Below are 17,477 nucleotides of genomic sequence, written 5' to 3'. Positions count from 1 at the left end.
GTCTCTTGGGAACCGGTCACTTCGCGCCGGCGAGGACCTGGTCGATGATGTAGACCGTGGCGTTGGCGGTGGGGACGTTGCCGCAGATCACGTTGGCGGTGACCGTGCCGTCGCTGACCGTCATGCCGGTCTCGTCGCCCGCGACCGTCAGCATGTCCTTGTTGACCGTCTCCTGCTCGCCGACGACCGCCATCGGGTCGAGCTCGACGCCGACCACGTGGTGGGTCAGGATCTTGGAGAGCATGGCCTTGTCGGCGAGGATCGCGTTGAGGTCCTTCTCCGGGATCGCCGCGAAAGCGTCGTTGACCGGCGCGAACACGGTGGCCTCCGGCAGGTCGTTCAGGGTGCCGGCCAGGTCGGCCTCGCCGACGGCCGTGACCAGGGTCGAGAGCAGCGGGTTGGTGCTGGCCGCGGTGGCGACCGGGTCCTTGACCATGCTGTCGAAGGAGCCGTCGCCCGAGGTCGGGACGGCGGCGCAGCCGTCGCCGAAGACCTGGTCGGCCGCGGCGGCCTCGGGGGACTCCTCCATGGGGGACTCCTCCTCCATCGGGGTCTCCGAGGCGGACTGCGAGGTGTCGTCGGAGCCCGAGCTGGAGTCGTCCTCCTCGCCACAGGCAGCGAGCGTGAGCGACAGGGCGATGGCCGCGGCGGCGAGGCCGGCGTTGCGGCTGGTGGTCTGGAGCTTCATGATGCGTGCCTTCCGTTGATGATGTCTGGAGGTGGTTCGGTGCGGTCCTAGGTCCGGATTGGCGCCGCCGGCGGCTTTCTGGACGTCTAGTCCACGTTCACCAGGAGCTCGTGCAGCCCGCTGGATCCCTCGGGGAACGGCTCGGCCGACGCCGTCGTCTGCCGCTCCCCGTCGCCGCTGGTGACCCGGGCGGCGAGGCTGTGCGAGCCGGGCGCGGCGTCCCAGCGGTAGAACCACTGTCGCCAGTAGTCGTTGCCGCCGTCGGGTCCCAGCTCGGCGGCCTGCCACGCCCCGCCGTCGACGCGGACCTCGACCTTCGCGACGCCGCCTCGCTGCTGGGCCCAGGCGACGCCGCCGACCAGGTTCTCGCCCGCCGGCAGGTCGTCGAGCGCGTTCGGGGTGTCGATGCGCGCCGAGAGCTTGATCGGCGCGTCCGTGGCCCACTCGCGGTCGGTCCAGTACGCCGACCGGTCGGCGTACGTGGTCAGGGTCAGCCGGGTGACCCACTTGGTCGCGCTGATGAAGCCGTAGAGCCCGGGGATCACGAGTCGCGCCGGGAAGCCGTGCGCGCGCGGCAGCCCCTCGCCGTTCATCCCGAGCGCCACCATCGCGTCGCGCCCGTCCGTGGCCAGCTCGAGCGGGGTGCTGATGGTCATCCCCTCGAAGTCGGTGCTCAGGATCTGGTCGGCGCCGCTCCCGACCCCCGCCTGGTCCAGGAGGTCGGTGAGGCGGACGCCGGTCCAGCGCGCCGCGCCGACGTACTCGCCGCCGACGCTGTTGGAGACGCAGGTCAGCGTGATGTCACGCTCGATGAGCGGCATCTCGAGCAGGTCGTCGAAGCTGAACGTCAGCTCGCGCTCGACGTCGCCGTCGATGGTGAGCGTCCAGTCGTCGGCGCTGATGACGGGGGTGTCGAGGCGGGTGTCCACCCGGTAGAAGTCCTTGTTGGGCGTCCGGAACGGCGTCATGCCGGGCACCCGCCCCTCGATGCCCTCCGGAAGGGCGCGCGAGGGATCCGCCGCCGTGGGCAGGTCCACGTCCTCCGGACGGCTGCGCAGGCGGCCGATGACCCGACCGGCGCCTCCGAGCGCCGCGGCGGCGACGGCGACGACGGCTGCGGCGACGACCACCCCGCGCCGGCTGGGCCCCGCGCCCTCGGCGGCGGCCGCTGCGCTGCGACGTCTGGAGCGGTAGGCCCGGTCGAGCCAGGCGAGGGCGCCGACACCGGCGAGGGCGGTCACGAGCGCGGGGAGCAGGTCCGTCAGGTCGGCGGTGGGGCGCGACATCGCCGCGGCCGCGGCCACCCCGACGAGCAGCAGGAGCAGGCCCGCGCCGAGGGCGAGCCGCCGGCGGGCCAGCAGCCCGGCGACGGCGGCGAGCAGGAGCACGCCGACCAGCACCGACCCGACCAGGATCGTCTTGTCGCTGCTGCCGAACTCCCGGATGGCCCACTCCTTCATCGGGGTGGGCGTCAGGTCGATCACCGTGGAGCCCACGGCCAAGACGGGCGAGGACGCCGGGTCGAGCAGCGAGGCGGTCAGGTGGCCGGCGCCCACCCCCAGGAGGGCGGCGAGCAGCCCGAAGCCGGCGTAGATCAGTCGAGAGCGCATGTGAAGGACTTCGTCACCGTGCGCCCCGCGGATGGGGTGCGGCAGGATGACCGCCATGTCGAACGTCACCCCTCCCGCCGACGAGCTCGTCCACCTCGAGGTCGGCGACGGCGTCGCGACCATCACGCTGGACTCGCCGCACAACCGCAACGCGCTCTCCCAGCAGCTCGTCGGCGAGCTCTTCGGCCACCTCGAGACGGTCGACGTGGACAACGACGTCAAGGTCGTCGTCCTGCAGGCCACCGGTCGGGTGTTCTGCTCGGGGGCCGACCTCTCCGAGGCCGCGTCCGGGAGCATGGAGCAGGGCGCCAAGGTCCTCGTGGAGATGCAGCGCCAGATCGTCTCGCTCCGCAAGCCGGTCGTCACCCGCCTCCAGGGCGCCGTCCGCGCCGGTGGCATCGGCCTGGTCGCCGCCTGCGACATCGTGGTGGCCGCCGCCGAGGCGACGTTCGCGCTCACCGAGGTCAAGCTCGGGCTCGCCCCCGCCGCCATCTCGCTCACCGTGCTGCCCCGGCTCACCTCGCGCGCCGCGTCGCTGGCCTTCCTCACCGGCGAGCCGTTCACCGCGGCCGAGGCCGTCGACATGGGCCTGGTGACCCGGGCGGTGCCCGCGGACGAGCTGGACGCCGCGGTCGCCGCGGTGGTCGCGTCGCTGGTCACCGGCTCCGCGCAGGGTCTGCGCGAGACCAAGCGGCTCCTCGCCGTCGACATCCTCGACCGGATCGCCGCCCGCGGGGACGAGATGGCCGCCCTGAGCGGCGCGCTGTTCGCCTCCGACGAGGCCCGCGAGGCCATGCTGGCCTTCCTCAGCCGGAAGAAGTAGCCCGTTCGGGGCCGCCGAGGGCCCGCCGACGGTGGATTTGTGGATCGGCTGAGGGTCCCTTGTGGGTGCTCTGTTACCAATCGCTGGGTGAAGCGTGGCCGCGCGGTTGACTGGATGTGGCAACCGCGTACGTAGCGTTCCCAGGGTCGGGGACGTACAGCCGCCGGCTACGGGACACGGTCACCCGAGGGTCTGGGGGGATCGCGGGAGACCGGTTCCGACCACCACGGGGACCCCGTTCGTGGCGCAGAGCACGACGCGCCGGAGCGGGGTCTCCGCCCTTCTGGAGAACCCTCCGCAGGCGGCGTGGCACGCCGTATAGGCTTGAGGACTTGCTCGCCGTGGTCCGGTGGGTCATGGCCGTCTGGTGCTCGAGGGGACATGTTCGTTGACTGAGGAGCTGGTCGAGCGGGAGATTGCTCGCGAGCAGGACTTCGTGGACCGCGTCTACGTCCAGTTGAAGGACTCCGCCACGGCGGCCCGGGCGCTGGCACGCGAGGGGCACGACCGCGGTCGCCTGGGCCACGAGGGCGGCCTGGTCGAGCGCGACGCGATGGTCTTCCAGGCGGCCAAGCGCATCGCCCAGCTCGACGCCGCCCACGAGGGACTCGTGTTCGGCCGGCTGGACCTGCGCCACGAGCTGGACCCCGAGCCGCGCTACATCGGGCGGATCGGCCTGCGCGACGCCCACCGCGACTCGCTGCTGATCGACTGGCGGGCACCCGCGGCCGCGGTGTTCTACCAGGCCACCGCCGCCGAGCCGCACCAGGTCGTACGCCGCCGGGTGCTGCGGTGCACCGGCCCGCGGGTCGTCGGCGTGGAGGACGAGCTGCTCGATGCCGAGGCGCACGCCGAGCTCGAGGCCCAGGGCGTCGAGCTGCCGATCGTCGGCGAGGGGGCCCTGATGGCGCAGCTCTCGCGGGCCCGCGACCGCTCCATGCACTCGATCGTCGCGACCATCCAGGCCGAGCAGGACCAGGCGATCCGCGCGCCCGGCAAGGGCGTCGTCTCCATCTCCGGCGGCCCCGGCACCGGCAAGACCGTGGTCGCCCTGCACCGGGCGGCGTTCCTGCTCTACAACGACCGGCGGCGCTACGAGTCCGGCGGCGTGCTGATCGTCGGGCCCAGCGGCGTGTTCATGCGCTACATCGGCCGGGTGCTGCCCAGCCTCGGCGAGACCGCCGTCGCCCTGCGCTCCCTGGGCGAGGTCGTCGACGGGGTGCGCGCGACCCGCCACGACGAGCCGGCCGTGGCCGACGTCAAGGGCTCCGCGCGGATGGCGGAGGTGATTCGCCGTACGGCGCGCCAGCAGGCGCCCGGCAGCCCCTCCGAGCTGCGGATCTTCTGGCGCGACGACACGATCGTGCTCGACCGCGGCGTCCTCGGCCGGGTGCGGCGCCAGCTCATGAACCAGGGCCGCCGCAACCGTCAGCTGACCCGGGTCGCGCCCGCGCTGCTCGACGCCATGTGGCGCCAGGTCCGCGGTGAGCGGGGCCGCGAACGCGGACGCGAGGCGTTCGACGACGAGATGCTCTCCGACCAGCGGTTCGTGGACTTCGCGGTCAGCTGGTGGCCGCCGCTCGACGCTCCCCACGTGCTGACCTGGCTGCGCGACCCCGAGCTGCTGGCCCGGGTCGCCGACGGCATCCTGACGGCCGAGGAGCAGCTGCTGCTCACCAAGTCGTGGAGCAGCGACGGCTCGCTGTCGGTCGAGGACGTCGCGCTGCTCGACGAGCTGCGCTACGCGCTCGGCGACGTGCCGGCCAAGGCCGACGACGAGCGCGACGACCCGATGGCGCTGGTCGAGGGCGGCGTCGACATGCAGGAGCTGACGACCGCCTCCGACCGGGAGTACGCACCGACCGGGCGCGCCTGGACCGCCCCCACCCACCGGATCGAGGACGACGGCTTCGCCCACGTCCTCGTCGACGAGGCGCAGGACCTGACGCCGATGCAGTGGCGCATGGTGGGCCGCCGCGGTCGCGGCGCCTCGTGGACCATCGTCGGCGACCCCGCGCAGTCGTCGTGGCCGGTGCCCGAGGAGTCGGCAGCCGCCCGCGCCGAGGCGCTGCAGGGAAAGGCTCTGCACGAGTTCCACCTCTCGACCAACTACCGCAACAGCTCGGAGATCTACGAGTACGCCGCGGCGTACGCCTCGCGCGTGGGGCTGGACGCCGACCTGCCGACGGCGGTCCGCTCGACCGGGGTCGCGCCGGTCGAGATCACCGGCGTGAGCGACCTCGAGGCCGCGACCCGCGCCGCGGTCGTCGAGGTGGCCGGCCAGGTCTCGGGGACCGTCGGGATCGTGGTCCCGGTCGCGCGTCGCTCCGAGGTCAACGCCTGGCTGGCGTCGTGGCCCGAGCTCGCCGACGACGCCCCGGCTGCGCGGCAGGCCGTCGACTCCTCCGTCGCGCCCTCGGGCACGGACCGCGTCGTCGTCCTCACCGGCCTGGACACCAAGGGCCTGGAGTTCGACGGGATCGTGGTCGTGCGGCCCCAGGAGATCGAGGACGAGTCCGCCACCGGGCGCGCCACTCTCTACGTCGTCCTCACCCGCGCCACGCAGCTGCTCACCACCGTCAGCTGACGGCGGGCGTTTCCCCGCGACCACGGCCCCCGTGTGGTCTGATCGGCCGCGTGACGAATCTGAGGGGCAAGCGCCTCCCGCTGGTGGTGTCCGGTGTGCTCGTGGTCGCGGGGCTCGGCGTCTGGCAGGGCATCGAGCGCTGGCAGAGCCGCTGCTCGGCCGACGGCGGCACGAGCGTCTCGATGGACGAGGTGGACGCCGGCAGCGGCCTCCCCCTCGTCGCGGCCGACGAGCTCGACCCCACAGCGCCGTACGACGACGGCTCGGTGCCCCTGGACCGCGTCCGCGCACTGCGGAGCGCCGCGCTCGAGCGGCTGCCTCGACTCGGAGCGCCGCTGGGGGAGCTGGAGTCGGGAATGTGGACCAGCGGGATGGAGGTGGACCCGGTCGTCCTCGTGGACGGGGCGGACGCGGTGACGGTGGTGGACTCGGGCGGCGGGCCTGACCTGGGCTTCTACAGCTGGTTCGGTGGCGTCGACCTGCCCGCGGGCGAGCTGCGCTGGATGCGGGGCTTCGAGCACGACTCCGCGCCGGGCCTCGGGCTGCTCGACGACCGGTTGGTGACGCTCAGCCACCCCGGCGGCCGGGCCCCGCGGGTCGCGGCCTACGACCCGGCCTCCGGTGAGGAGCTGTCGTGCGTGTGGCTCACGGGCGACTTCGATTCGCCGCCCCCGAGGAGCCTCGATCTCGACGACGTCGACGGCGAGGTCATCGTCGTCCATGAGACCGGGGCCTCCGACGGTGGCCTGCGTCTGAGCCGGGTCGACCCCGCTGACGGTGAGGTCGGCTTCCAGGAGGACCTCGAGCTCGCTCGCGCGGATGAGCTGCGCGTGGTCGGCGACCTGGCCGTCCTGAGCGAGACGGCCGTGACGGGGGCGTCCGGAGGTGGCGGCAACCTGCGTGAGCGGGCGGTCGCGCGTGCGACCACCGGGCAGGGGCAGTCGTGGCCCAGCGGCGTGGAGGCGCGCGACGCCGGGTCCGGCGAGCTCCGCTGGACCTACCCGGCGGACGCCGACGATCCCCTCGTGGCCAGCGTCGTCGGGGGCGACGACGAGACCGGCGCCGTGCTGCTGGAGGTGATGGAGTGCGCGTGCGAGGACGGGGCGCAGGACGTCGCCACCACCCTGGTGGCGGTCGGTCCCGACGGCGAGCCGCTCTGGGAGAAGCCCGCGCCGAGCACCATCGTGGCGGTCTGGGGCGACCTGGCCGTGATGGCGGTCAACGACGAGGAGAGCAACGTGCTCGTCGCCTGGTCGTTGGCGGACGGATCCGAGCGGTGGCGGGCGCCGGTGACCGGCCCGAACGCCGACGCCGAGGTCGACCGGGCCGAGGAGGTCGACGGCACCTGGCTCGTCCCTCAGTACGCCGTCCCGGGGCTGCTCCTCGTGGACGAGGAGACCGGCGAGACGCGGCGCCGCGACACCGGCATGGTCGTCAGCGAGATCGAGGTCAACGACGAGCACGTCCTGCTCTCCGCGGGCGGCGGGCTCTTCGTCCTCGCCCGGGACTGAGGTCGAGGTCCGCCCCGCGCAGCCACCGGACGGGACGGGGCTCTCCGCGAGGCGCCGGACAACTAGGCTGCCGTCATGTCTGAGACCTCCGCTGCCCGGGACGCCATCGCCGCGCTCCAGGGGCACGAGGCCTGGGCGATCATCCGGCGCTCGACCCGGGCGGGCGACCGCGACACCGTCGGGCTGGTGGGCGGGCGGCGCAGCGTGGTCGAGTCGCTGCTCGACGTACCGCTCGACGAGGGGGTGCCGGTCGAGGGCCACCTCGCCGACCGGCTGCTGGCCATCCCGTTCCGCCAGGTCGCCGAGCGCGGCTTCGAGGCCCACGACGACTGCGCCCCGCTCGTGGTCGTCGACGTCGAGACCGAGCTGGAGTTCTCGGTCGCGGAGATCATCGAGGCGATCGACGAGGTGCCGGTGGAGTTCACCGACCGCGGCGGCTTCGAGACCGGCGACGAGGAGTACGGCGAGCTGGTCAAGGCGATCATCAGCGACGAGATCGGGCAGGGCGAGGGCGCCAACCTGGTGATCGGGCGCCACTACCGGGCGAAGGTCGCCGACTGGGGCCCGCAGGTCGCGCTCACCGTCCTGAAGAACCTGCTCGAGCGCGAGCGCGGCGCCTACTGGACCTACCTGTTCTTCACCGGCGACCGCTACCTGATCGGCGCCAGCCCCGAGCGGCACGTGTCCATCCACGGCGGCGACGTGCGGATGAACCCGATCAGCGGCACCTTCCGCATCCCGCGCTCCGGCTCGGTGCACGACCAGCTCCTCGACTTCCTCCACGACGAGAAGGAGATCTACGAGCTCTTCATGGTCGTCGACGAGGAGCTGAAGATGATGTGCGACATCTGCCACGAGGGCGGCCAGGTGCTCGGGCCGTTCCTCAAGCCGATGACCCACCTGGTGCACACCGAGTACCTGCTCGCCGGCCGCACCGACCGCGACCCGCGCGAGGTCCTGCGCGACACCATGTACGCCGCCACGGTCACCGGCAGCCCGGTGGAGAACGCCTGCCGGCTGATCAAGAAGTACGAGACCGAGGGGCGCGGCTACTACGGCGCCGCGCTGGCCGTCCTGGGCCGCGACGCCGTGGGTGGCCCGGTCGTCGACAGCCCGATCGTGATCCGCTCCGCCGACGTCGGCCTGGACGGCAGCCTCAAGGTGACCGCGGGGGCCACGCTGGTGCGCGACTCCGACCCGGCGTACGAGGTGGCCGAGACGCACGCCAAGGCGGCCGGCATCCTGCGCGCGTTCGGACTGGTCCCGGCGGCGCCGGTGCCCGACGTCAACGTCGCCGAGCTGGTCAACGACGAGGACGTGCTGCTCGCCCTCAACGCGCGCAACCGCCGGCTCAGCCGGTTCTGGCTCACCGACCAGGCCGGCGCCCCGCCCGACCCGCGCCTGGCCGGTCGCAGCGTGGTGATCCTCGACGGCGAGGACGACTTCGTGAACATGCTGCGCCACGTGCTCGGCGTCCTCGGCCTCACCAGCACCGTGGTGCGCCACGAGGACTACGTCGCCGGCTGCCTCGACGGCTTCGATCTGGTCATCGTGGGACCGGGCCCCGGCGACCCGCGCGACGACGCCGATCCCAAGATGGCGCGCCTGCGTGAGGCCGTGTCGTCCCTCCTGGCCGACGAGCGGCCCTTCCTCGCGGTGTGCCTGGGCCACCAGGCGCTGTGCCACGAGCTCGGGATCCCTCTGACCTACAAGGACATCGTCTTCCAGGGCACCCAGTCGCAGGTGCAGATCGAGGGGCGCACCGAGCGGGTCGGCTTCTACAACACGTTCGTGGGCCGCCAGGGCGAGGCTCCGCTGCCGGCCGGCGTCTCGGTCGATGCCGACCCCGAGACCGGGGACATCAGCTCGCTGGCCGGGCCGCACTACCGCGGCATCCAGTTCCACGCCGAGTCGATCCTCACCGAGCGCGGCTACGACCTCCTCCACGAGCTCGTCGTGGGACTGCTCCTCGACGGCCCGCGGCCCTAGCCTGGCCTCATGGTCGCCCCGGACGTCGTCGTGGTCGACCACCACGACTCCTACACCTGGAACCTCGTCCACCTCGTCGCCGAGGTCACCGGCGTGCTGCCCGCGGTCGTCCAGCACGACGAGGTCACGCCCGAGCAGGTGCTGGCCCACTCCCACGTCGTTCTCTCGCCCGGACCGGGCCACCCCGGGGTCCCGGCCGACTTCGCGGTCGGTCGCTCGGTCCTCCTGGCCGCGCGCCGTCCGGTGCTCGGCGTGTGCCTCGGCATGCAGGGCCTCGTCGCCGCGTACGGCGGTCGGGTCGACCGGGTGCCACCCGGCCACGGGGTCACGGCGGTCGTGCGCCACGACGGCGACGGGCTCTTCGCGGGGGTGCCCGACGGGTTCCGCGCGGTCCGCTACCACTCCCTGGCCGCACTCGAGCTGCCCGACAGCCTGCGCCGTACGGCGCTCGACGAGGTGAGCGGGGTGACGATGGCCGTGGCGCACCGCGAGCTGCCGCTGGTCGGCGTGCAGTTCCACCCCGAGTCGGTGCTCTCCGAGCACGGCGCCGCGCTCGTGCGCAACTTCCTGGCCCAGACGTGACCGACAGCCCGCAGGGGGACCCGGCCGCGCTCTTCGCCGAGGTGGCCGCGGCCCACCCGCGCTGCTTCTGGCTCGACGGCGGCGGCGCCCGCGAGTGGTCGGGGCGGCGCTCGCTCATCGGCTGGCTGGACGACGACGACGTCTCGCTGTCCTACTCCGCGGCCCGGCGCGAGGTCACGCGTCACGCCGGCGGTCGCTCCGAGGTCGTCGGCGACGACGTCTTCGCGGTCCTCGAGGAGGGGCTCGCGAGCGGTGAGCCCGGGGACCAGTGGTTCGGCTACCTCGGCTACGCCTGCCGGCCCGACCTGCCCGCATCGGTGGCCGAGCCGGGCGGGGTCCCCGACGCGGTGTGGATGCGGGCGCGGCAGGTGCGGCTGTTCGAGCACGCCGACCCGGACCGGGTGCTGCGGCCGACGCCCGCGCCCGGCGTCCGGCACCCGGGCCCGCCCAACGCCACCTACGCGGCCGCCTTCGACCGCGTCCAGGAGGAGCTCCACGCCGGCAACTCCTACGAGGTCAACCTCACCTACCGGCGCGAGACGGTGAGCGACCTGCACCCCGTCGCGGCCTACCTGCGGCTGCGCCAGCTCAACCCCGCGCCGTACGCCGGCTTCCTGCAGCACGACGTCGCGGGGGCGCGGGGGTGGCTGCTCAGCTCCTCGCCGGAGCGCTACGCGCTCATCACGGCCGACCGCACCCTGGAGACCAAGCCGATCAAGGGCACCACGCCGCGAGGGAGCACCGCCGCCGACGACGAGGCGCACCGCCGGGCGCTGGCCACCGACCCGCGCTACCGCTCGGAGAACCTGATGATCGTCGACCTCCTGCGCAACGACCTGGCGATGGTCTGCGACCCGGGCACGGTGCGGGTCCCGGCGCTGATGGAGGTGGAGTCCTACGAGACCGTCCACCAGCTCGTCTCCACCGTGCGCGGCCACCTGGCCGACGGCGTCTCCACGGTGGCGGCGCTGCGCGCGCTGTTCCCCGCCGGCTCCATGACCGGAGCCCCCAAGCTGCGCTCGATGGAGATCATCCGGGCCGTCGAGGACTCCCCGCGCGGGGTGTACGCCGGCGCGTTCGGCTGGGTGGCCGCCGACGGCCGCGCCGACCTCGGCGTCGTCATCCGCTCGCTGACCACCGCCGGCGACGGCCGCTACCTCCTGGGCACCGGCGGCGGCATCACCGTGCAGTCCGACGTCGTCTCCGAGCACGAGGAGGCCGCCCTCAAGGCGGAGCGGCTGCTCGCTGCGCTCACGCTCCCGAGCTGAGCTCAGCCGCGGCTGACGGTGGCGAAGGCCAGCCGGTACGCCGCCGGGCTGGTGTCGAGCGCGGCTCGGAACTTCGCCCGGAAGTTGGCCGCCGAGCCGAAGCCGGTCTGGTGGGCGATGCGCTCGACGGAGTGGTCGGTGGTCTCCAGCAGCGACTGGGCGAGCCGGATCCGGGCCGCCCCGAGCCACGCGAGGGGCGTCATGTTGGTCTGCTCCCGGAAGCGCCGGTTGAGCGTGCGGGTGCTGACCCCGGCCCGGTCGGCGATGTCCTGCAGGGTCAGGGGTCGGTGCGCGTGCTCCTCCACCCAGGCCAGCGTCGCCGAGAGCGGCGTCGCGTCCGGACCCAGCGCGTCGCGGAGGATGAACTGCGCCTGCCCGCCCGGCCGGGTGAGTGGCAGTACGGCGGAGCGCGCGGCGTCGGCGGCGACGGCGGCGCCGTGGTCTCGCCGGACCAGGTGCAGGCACAGGTCGATGCCGGCGCTGGCGCCGGCCGAGGTCAGCAGCGACCCCTCGTCGACGAACAGCACCGCCGGGTCGACGTCGATCGCGGGGTGGCGGGCGGCGAGGAGGTCCGCGGCGCGCCAGTGCGTCGTGGCGCGGCGCCCGTCGAGCAGCCCGGTCGCGGCGAGCGTGAACGTGCCCACGCAGATGGACGCGACCCGGGTGCCGGCGTCGTGGGCCTGCCGGAGCGCCGCCACGACCGCCTGCGGGACGGGTCGCAGCGGGTCGGCGAGGCCCGGCACGATGATGGTGTCGGCGGTCTCGAGCGCCTCCAGTCCGTGGGGCACCCGCAGCGAGACGACTCCCGCCCCGACCTCCGGCTCGGGGCCGGCGACCAGCACCCGGTAGGCCGCCCGACCGTCGAGCAGCCGGGCGGTGCGGAACACCTCGACCGGGGTGCCGAGGTCGAAGAGGATGACGTCCTCCAGCGCCAGGATGGCGACGGTGTGCATGGCAGGAATGCTAGCGAGCGCCGATCCCATGACAACCCGATACGGCTCAACCACCGGCCAGACGGCGTGGCGCAATCCTTGCGATAGGTGGCGATCAGGCCACTGGTGGCACCCCTGTGCGGCGCCCTAGCGTCGAGGGGTCCCGGCCGGGCACTCGGCGGAGCGCGCCCGGTGTACGGGCGGGACACGACCTACGGAGGACCCTTGGAAGCCGCACTGCTGGCCGTGCACGTGCTCGGCGGCATCCTGTTCGTCGGGCCGGTGGCGATCGCGAGCTCGCTCTTCCCGCGCTACGCCCCCGTGTCCACCGTCGGGGCGACCGCCGGGGCGACCGTCCGGGACGCCGGCCGCTCGCTGGCCGTGGCGCAGGCGCTGCACCGGATCACTCGGGTCTACGGCGTCATCGGGATCCTGGTGCCGCTCGTCGGGATCGCACTGTCGTTCGTGCAGGGCCGCTTCGGGGAGGTCTGGATCTCGGTCGCCATGGTGCTCACCGCAGTGGCCGGTGGCGTGCTCGCCTTCCGGATCGTGCCGGCGCAGGCGGCCGCGCTGTCAGACCCGCTGGACCGGCGGCAGCTCGCCCGGATCGGGATGCTCGCCGGCATCTTCAACCTGCTCTGGGCCGCCGTGGTCATCCTCATGGTGGTCCGGCCCGGCTCGGACTACGTCTCGTGAGGCCGGCGCGCGGCGTGCTACTCACGCTCGCGGTCCTGGCCGTGCTCGAGGTGGCGACGCTCGGGACGCTGCTGGTCAACCTCGCCACCGCCCACCACCGCGCCGTGACCCAGACCATGGGCCCGGTCCACGGCGCGGTCTACCTCTGCGTCGCGGTGATCGTGCTCCTGGCCCCGGGCTTCCGCCCCCGCGATCGCCTCCTGGGCTGCCTCCCGGTCGTCGGCGGCCTGCTCGCCCTGCACGGGGAGCGCCGGATCAGGTGATGTCCGCGCTCTGGGCGTGCGCGGAGAACGCGGCCAGCGCCTGGCGCATCCCGCGAACAGCGGCCGCGCGGTCGAACGGCGCCGGGTCGACCAGGTTGAGGGTCTGGATCAGGTCGCCGTTCTGCACGAAGCCGCTGATCAGCAGCGAGTCCTGCTCCGGGCTGATGACCAGGCGGGCGTCGTCGGCGCCCGGCACGTCGATCTCGAGGATCTCGCCCTCGAGCTCGCCCATGCCCTCGAAGGCGGCGTCGAGGCCGGCGGGGAACAGCAGGTAGTTGGCCTCCATCGCGGGCCCCCCCTTCTCCTGCGGGGTCAGCACGCACCGCGGCTCGCCCTCGGCCCCCTCGTCGATCGTGAACGCGGTGCCGAAGGCCTTGCGCGCCTGGGCGGGGGTGATGCCGTCGCAGGGGTTCCACGGCTCGGCGGCCTCCCCGTGCGGGCTCGGCGGCGGCTCGTCCTCGGAGCAGGCGGTCAGCAGGCCGCCGAGCAGGGGGGCCAGCAGCAGCGCCGCGAGGGCGTTACGACGTACGCGCATGCGCGTCCTCTCGGGGATCCGGTGGGGAAGGCGGGGCCGGCTCCTCGGAGCCCGGCAGCCACATGACCAGCCGGGCGCCGCCGCTGGGCGCCACGGTCGCCTCGACCGATCCGGAGTGCCGCTCCGCGACCTGCCGTACGATCGAGAGCCCGAGGCCGGAGCCCGGCAGGCCCCGGGACTCGTCGGCGCGCCAGAACCGGTCGAACACGTGCGGCCGATCGGCCTCGGCGATGCCGGGCCCCTCGTCGTCGACGATCAGCACGCCGCGCGTGAGCCGGACCGTGACCCGGCCGCCGGGCGGGCTCCACTTGGCGGCGTTGTCGAGCAGGTTGGTGACAGCGCGCTCCAGCCCGCTGGCCTCGCCGACGACCCACCACGGCTCGGCGTCCACGTCGAAGGTCAGGGACGGCGCGCGCAGCCGCACCCGGCTGATCGCGTGGTCGACGATGCCGGTCAGGTCGACCGGCTCGACCACGCGGGCCAGCGGCTCGTCGCGCGCGAGCTCGACCAGGTCGCCGATGAGCGTGGTCAGCTCCTCGATCTGGGCCCGGATGTCGTCGAGCAGCTCCTCGCGCGCCTCGGTCGGCAGGTCGGGCCCGCCGGGGGAGGACGCCTGGGTGAGCAGGTCCACGTTGGTGCGCAGCGAGGTCAGCGGCGTACGCAGCTCGTGGCCGGCGTCGGCGACGAGCTGGCGCTGGCGATCGCGCGAGGCGCCCAGCGCCAGCAGCATCTGGTTGAACGCCGAGGCCAGCCGGGCGATCTCGTCGTCGCCCTCCACCGGCAGCGGGGTCAGGTCCTCGGTGCGGGCGATCCGCTCGACCGAGCTGGTCAGCCGGCGCACGGGTCGCAGGCCGTTGCGGGCCACCCCCCAGCCGGCCATGCCGGCCGCGAGCACGCCGAGCAGGCCGAACGTCGCCATCACCACGCCGAGCTTGGTGAGCACCCGCTGCTGGCCCTCCAGCGACTGGGCGATCACCAGCGCCTGGCCGTCGCCGTAGGGCACGGTGACCGCCCGGTACTCCTGGTCGCCGCCGACCACCGTGCGGATGCTGGACTTCGCCTCGCCCCGCGCGACGGCCAGCTCGGGGCTGCCGAGCCGAGGGGCGTCGTCGAGCTTCTCCGGCCGGTACGGCGTGGAGCCGTCGGAGAACACGACGGCGATCCGCAGGTCGGTCGCGAGCACGGCCCAGGCCGGCAGCTCGTCACCGGTGCGCCGGTCGATCAGGGTCGGCGCCTTGGTGGTCTGGTAGGCCCGCTCCATGAGCGTGTCGTCCAGCGTCGACTGCAGCTGCATGCGCACGGTGACGTAGGCGCCGGCGGCGAGGAAGGCCACGGTCAGCCCTACCGCCATCGTCGTCAGGAGGGTCACTCGGCTCGCCAGCGAGCGTCGGTAGTGGAACCAGCCGCCGCCGACGGCCTTCGCGGGGGTGTCGGTGCTCATGACTCCTTCAGCACGTAGCCGACACCGCGCACGGTGTGGATCAGTCGTGGCTCGCCCTCGGCCTCGGTCTTGCGGCGCAGGTAGCCGACGTACACCTCGAGGGAGTTGGCGGTGGTCGGGAAGTCGTAGCCCCACACCTCCTCGAGGATGAACGCCCGCTCCAGGACCCGCCGCGGCCGCCGCAGGAACATCTCCAGCAGCGTGAACTCCGTGCGCGTCAGCTCCATGCGCCGCTGGCCGCGGAACACCTCGCGGGTGGCGACGTTCATCGACAGGTCGGCGAAGGTCAGGACCTCCTCGGGGGCGTCCTCGTCCTGGACCACCCGGCGCAGCAGCGCCCGGAGCCGGGCGAGCAGCTCCTGCAGCGCGAACGGCTTGGTGAGGTAGTCGTCGGCCCCCGCGTCCAGCCCCTCGACCCGGTCGCCCACGGCGTCGCGGGCGGTGAGCACCAGGATCGGCACCCGGTTGCCGGCGGTGCGCAGGGCGCGCGTCGTCTCCAGCCCGTCCAGGCGCGGCATCATCACGTCCATCACCACGACGTCGGGCTGGGCCGCCCCGATCGTGGCCAGCGCCTCCGCGCCGTCCCCGGCCAGCCGCACGTCGTAGCCGTTGAACTCCAGCGAGCGCCGCAGCGACTCCCGTACGGCGCGGTCGTCCTCGACCACGAGGACGCGCGGCTTGGGGACGGGAGGCACGGCCTCCACTGTGCCAGGACTGCCTGAGCCGCCCCTGAGAAGCCCCACCCCCCAGTGACGGGTCAGGTGTAGCGGGCGGCGGTCTCGGCCGCGCGGGTGCCGTAGCCGCCACCGAAGAGGCAGGCGTGGACGAGGAGCGGGAAGAGCTGGTGCAGGCCGAGGCGGTCCTCCCAGCCGTCGGCGAGCGGGGTGGCCTCGTCGTAGGCGTCGAGCACCCGCGGCAGGTGCGGCAGGCCGAACAGCGAGAGCATGGCGAGGTCGACCTCGCGGTGCCCGCCGTACGCCGCGGGGTCGATGACCCACACCTGGCCGTCCTGGCCCCACAGCACGTTGCCGTTCCACAGGTCGCCGTGCAGGCGGGCCGGCGGCTCCTCGGGCAGCAGGGCTGGCAGCCGCCCGACGACCGCCTCGACGGCCGCGGCGTCGGCGTCGGTGACGGCGCCGCGGTCGCGGGCCAGCTTCAGGTAGGGCAGCACGCGGCGGACGGCGTAGAACTCCGCCCAGGTGGGCGTCGCGCGGTTGGGCAGCGGCAGCCGGCCGATGAAGCCGTCGGCCTCGGCGCCGTACGCCGCGGCGCCGGCGGCGTGGGTGGTGGCCAGCGCCCGGCCGAAGGCAGCAGCGGACTCGATGCTGTTGCGCCCGGACTCGACCCAGCGCAGGATCAGGCACTCGGCGTCCACCGCGAGGACCTCGGGCACACCGACGCCGCCGGCGTCGGCGATCCAGCGCAGGCCCGCGGCCTCGGTCTCGAAGAAGGCCTCGGGCGCGTGCGAGAGCGTCTTCATGAGCGCCGTGGTGCCGTCGGAGAGGCGGAGCTTCGTGGCGGTGCAGATGTCGCCGCCGGCCACGGGTGCCGTCGCGACGACCGAGGAGCCGAGCAGGTCCTCGGCCAGTCGGGCGACCAGCGGCTGGCGGGTCACGGGTGGTCGAGCTCTCGCGCCAGGGCGGCGACGAGCTCGGCCGTGGTGCGTTCGACCATGGCGAGTACCTCCTCGAAGCCGCTGTCCCCACCGTAGTACGGGTCCGGCACCTCACCCCCGGGCTCGACGGGGTCGAAGCTGCGGAACAGCATGACGCGATCGGGGTCCCGGGTCGAGCCCCCTACCGAGGCGCTCAGCGCGCGCACGTCCTCGAGGTTGGTGCGGTCCATGGCGAGCAGCAGGTCGAAGCGCTCGAACCAGGACGGGTCGAGGGTCTGGGCGCGGTGCCGCGTGGGGTCGTAGCCGGCGGCGTCGAGCGTGGCCGCCGCCCGGCTGTCCATGCGGTTGCCCACGTGCCAGTCGCCGGTGCCGCAGCTGGCGACCGTGACCCGGTCGTCCAGCCCGGCGCGCGCCAGGTGCTCCTGCAGCACCACGTCGGCCATGGGGGAGCGGCAGATGTTGCCGAGGCAGACCAGCGCGACGGCGTAGGCCCCGGGGGTGCGCGCCGGGGGGACGGCGGGGCTCACCGCTTCTCGTCGGGGCCGATGAGGCCGTCGACGATCCAGGTGACGAGCGTGATGATGATCGCGCCGCCGACGGCCGGCCAGAACCCGGTCACCTCAAAGCCGATGTCGAGCTTCTCGGCCAGCCAGCCGGTGAGCATCAGCATCCCCGCGTTGATCACGAGCAGGAACAGCCCGAGCGTGACGATGATGAACGGGATCGACAGGAACGTCAGCACCGGCTTCACGAACGACGTGACCACGCCCAGGATGAGCGAGACCAGGATCAGCGGCACCAGCTTCTCTCGGAGCTCCTCGGTGCCGGAGCCGGCTCCGGTGAAGCGGATGCCGTCGATCACCCAGGATGCCGTCGCCAAGGCGATGGCGGTCGTCAGGAGCCAGGTCAGGAAGCGCACGGGCGTCAGTCTGACAGG

At 73.5% G+C, this 17,477-nt stretch carries 17 protein-coding genes; 8 read left to right on the top strand and 9 right to left on the bottom strand.

Going from position 1 to position 17,477, the window contains the following annotated elements; genetic code table 11:
- Positions 1-16: 16 nt before the first annotated feature.
- A complete protein-coding gene (locus tag LQ940_RS20910) occupies positions 17-688 on the bottom strand; it encodes a fasciclin domain-containing protein (protein WP_231241392.1) in 672 nt (223 codons plus the stop codon).
- An 86-nt stretch (positions 689-774) separates the two neighbouring features.
- Positions 775-2,298 (bottom strand): molybdopterin-dependent oxidoreductase, encoded by a 1,524-nt coding sequence (locus LQ940_RS20905; protein WP_231241393.1) that lies wholly within the window; start codon positions 2,296-2,298, stop codon positions 775-777.
- Positions 2,299-2,353: 55 nt separating this feature from the next.
- Here LQ940_RS20905 and LQ940_RS20900 point away from each other — a divergent pair, with 55 nt between their 5' ends.
- The 6 genes from LQ940_RS20900 (at position 2,354) to LQ940_RS20875 (ending at position 11,058) form a co-directional block, all read left to right on the top strand.
- Positions 2,354-3,121, top strand: a complete 768-nt coding sequence (locus tag LQ940_RS20900; RefSeq protein ID WP_308217417.1) for an enoyl-CoA hydratase family protein — start codon at positions 2,354-2,356, stop codon at positions 3,119-3,121.
- A 388-nt stretch (positions 3,122-3,509) separates the two neighbouring features.
- On the top strand, positions 3,510-5,708 hold the full coding sequence (locus tag LQ940_RS20895) for a HelD family protein (RefSeq protein WP_231241395.1): 2,199 nt from the start codon (positions 3,510-3,512) through the stop codon (positions 5,706-5,708).
- 50 nt (positions 5,709-5,758) lie between these two features.
- Entirely contained in the window at positions 5,759-7,219 is a 1,461-nt protein-coding gene (locus LQ940_RS20890; RefSeq protein ID WP_231241396.1) for an outer membrane protein assembly factor BamB family protein, read from the top strand.
- Positions 7,220-7,294: 75 nt separating this feature from the next.
- Positions 7,295-9,208 (top strand): anthranilate synthase family protein, encoded by a 1,914-nt coding sequence (locus tag LQ940_RS20885; RefSeq protein ID WP_231241397.1) that lies wholly within the window; start codon positions 7,295-7,297, stop codon positions 9,206-9,208.
- A 9-nt stretch (positions 9,209-9,217) separates the two neighbouring features.
- Positions 9,218-9,790 carry an anthranilate synthase component II gene (locus tag LQ940_RS20880; protein ID WP_231241398.1) on the top strand — a complete coding sequence of 191 codons (573 nt, stop codon included), beginning with the start codon at positions 9,218-9,220 and terminating at the stop codon, positions 9,788-9,790.
- The gene (locus LQ940_RS20875) at positions 9,787-11,058 is read left to right on the top strand and encodes an anthranilate synthase component I family protein (RefSeq protein ID WP_231241399.1); all 1,272 of its coding nucleotides are present in this window, start codon (positions 9,787-9,789) and stop codon (positions 11,056-11,058) included. Before LQ940_RS20880 ends, LQ940_RS20875 begins: the two co-directional genes overlap by 4 nt.
- 2 nt (positions 11,059-11,060) lie before the next feature.
- On the opposite strand, the gene LQ940_RS20870 is transcribed toward LQ940_RS20875, so the two are convergent.
- Positions 11,061-12,011 carry a GlxA family transcriptional regulator gene (locus LQ940_RS20870; protein WP_231241400.1) on the bottom strand — a complete coding sequence of 317 codons (951 nt, stop codon included), beginning with the start codon at positions 12,009-12,011 and terminating at the stop codon, positions 11,061-11,063.
- Between the two features lie 204 nt (positions 12,012-12,215).
- On the opposite strand from LQ940_RS20870, the gene LQ940_RS20865 reads away from it, so the two are divergent.
- Positions 12,216-12,686 carry a hypothetical protein gene (locus LQ940_RS20865; protein ID WP_231241401.1) on the top strand — a complete coding sequence of 157 codons (471 nt, stop codon included), beginning with the start codon at positions 12,216-12,218 and terminating at the stop codon, positions 12,684-12,686.
- Positions 12,687-12,700: 14 nt separating this feature from the next.
- A complete protein-coding gene (locus LQ940_RS20860; RefSeq protein ID WP_231241402.1) occupies positions 12,701-12,949 on the top strand; it encodes a hypothetical protein in 249 nt (82 codons plus the stop codon).
- Here LQ940_RS20860 and LQ940_RS20855 read toward each other — a convergent pair.
- From LQ940_RS20855 to LQ940_RS20830, 6 genes are all read right to left on the bottom strand, one after another.
- On the bottom strand, positions 12,942-13,484 hold the full coding sequence (locus tag LQ940_RS20855) for a hypothetical protein (RefSeq protein WP_231241403.1): 543 nt from the start codon (positions 13,482-13,484) through the stop codon (positions 12,942-12,944). The two genes, LQ940_RS20860 and LQ940_RS20855, sit on opposite strands and share 8 nt — an antisense overlap.
- A complete protein-coding gene (locus tag LQ940_RS20850) occupies positions 13,468-14,925 on the bottom strand; it encodes a HAMP domain-containing sensor histidine kinase (protein ID WP_231241404.1) in 1,458 nt (485 codons plus the stop codon). Before LQ940_RS20850 ends, LQ940_RS20855 begins: the two co-directional genes overlap by 17 nt.
- Positions 14,922-15,620, bottom strand: a complete 699-nt coding sequence (locus LQ940_RS20845) for a response regulator transcription factor (RefSeq protein WP_231241405.1) — start codon at positions 15,618-15,620, stop codon at positions 14,922-14,924. Before LQ940_RS20845 ends, LQ940_RS20850 begins: the two co-directional genes overlap by 4 nt.
- 62 nt (positions 15,621-15,682) lie before the next feature.
- A complete protein-coding gene (locus LQ940_RS20840) occupies positions 15,683-16,540 on the bottom strand; it encodes a fructosamine kinase family protein (protein WP_231241406.1) in 858 nt (285 codons plus the stop codon).
- Positions 16,537-17,067 (bottom strand): low molecular weight protein-tyrosine-phosphatase, encoded by a 531-nt coding sequence (locus LQ940_RS20835; protein ID WP_231241407.1) that lies wholly within the window; start codon positions 17,065-17,067, stop codon positions 16,537-16,539. The genes LQ940_RS20840 and LQ940_RS20835 overlap by 4 nt, the downstream gene beginning before the upstream one ends.
- A complete protein-coding gene (locus tag LQ940_RS20830) occupies positions 17,064-17,459 on the bottom strand; it encodes a phage holin family protein (protein ID WP_231241408.1) in 396 nt (131 codons plus the stop codon). The genes LQ940_RS20835 and LQ940_RS20830 overlap by 4 nt, the downstream gene beginning before the upstream one ends.
- Positions 17,460-17,477 lie beyond the last annotated feature (18 nt).

The organism is Nocardioides sp. cx-173, from assembly GCF_021117365.1.
Classification (GTDB): domain Bacteria; phylum Actinomycetota; class Actinomycetes; order Propionibacteriales; family Nocardioidaceae; genus Nocardioides.
This window is presented reverse-complemented; position numbering and strand designations above follow the sequence as displayed.

What these genes read in the sequence shown, in the direction of transcription:
- LQ940_RS20910 (WP_231241392.1), bottom strand. Translation starts at nt 688, where the DNA reads ATGAAGCTCCAGACCACCAGCCGCAACGCCGGCCTCGCCGCCGCGGCC.
- LQ940_RS20905 (WP_231241393.1), bottom strand. Translation starts at nt 2,298, where the DNA reads ATGCGCTCTCGACTGATCTACGCCGGCTTCGGGCTGCTCGCCGCCCTC.
- LQ940_RS20900 (WP_308217417.1), top strand. Translation starts at nt 2,354, where the DNA reads ATGTCGAACGTCACCCCTCCCGCCGACGAGCTCGTCCACCTCGAGGTC.
- LQ940_RS20885 (WP_231241397.1), top strand. Translation starts at nt 7,295, where the DNA reads ATGTCTGAGACCTCCGCTGCCCGGGACGCCATCGCCGCGCTCCAGGGG.
- LQ940_RS20880 (WP_231241398.1), top strand. Translation starts at nt 9,218, where the DNA reads ATGGTCGCCCCGGACGTCGTCGTGGTCGACCACCACGACTCCTACACC.
- LQ940_RS20870 (WP_231241400.1), bottom strand. Translation starts at nt 12,011, where the DNA reads ATGCACACCGTCGCCATCCTGGCGCTGGAGGACGTCATCCTCTTCGAC.
- LQ940_RS20855 (WP_231241403.1), bottom strand. Translation starts at nt 13,484, where the DNA reads ATGCGCGTACGTCGTAACGCCCTCGCGGCGCTGCTGCTGGCCCCCCTG.
- LQ940_RS20850 (WP_231241404.1), bottom strand. Translation starts at nt 14,925, where the DNA reads ATGAGCACCGACACCCCCGCGAAGGCCGTCGGCGGCGGCTGGTTCCAC.